Origin of the sequence: Parabacteroides sp. TM07-1AC (assembly GCF_003480915.1) — a bacterium.
In the GTDB taxonomy this organism is placed as follows: domain Bacteria; phylum Bacteroidota; class Bacteroidia; order Bacteroidales; family Tannerellaceae; genus Parabacteroides; species Parabacteroides chongii.
Window position 1 is genome coordinate 316,944 of sequence record NZ_QUKD01000006.1, and the last position, 385, is coordinate 317,328.

Sequence of the window (385 nt, forward strand, 5' to 3'; positions counted from 1 at the left end):
GCTAACAAGCATAAAGACAATAACCCGTATATCAACACTGAAAAGTTCTATCGTTTAGGTTTCGTTCAGGCTAAACATATCGAAGATTCTTTGATTATCGCTAGCACAAACGATACATTGATGGTAGGTACTGAAGATTATAACCAGGCTAAGTTTGCATTCCGTTATGTAGATACAGATGCTAAGTCATTCCGTATTGAAACAGCAAACTATAAGAGATTGCCGGGTGTAAAAGAAGCTGAAGTCAATGAAGAAAATGAGTTAGGCTATGTTAAATGGATGAATGGTGTTGTAGTTGTTGTAGATAAGATCGAAGATGGTGACGTTTTCAACATGAACGAAGACGAACAGGGTGATCCTACAGCCAACGACGCTATCGCAACTG

At 38.7% G+C, this 385-nt stretch carries 1 protein-coding gene; it reads left to right on the forward strand.

The features are described from left to right. A partial coding sequence (locus DXD68_RS14370; protein WP_158585890.1) for a hypothetical protein occupies window positions 1-385 on the forward strand: 385 nt, incomplete at both ends.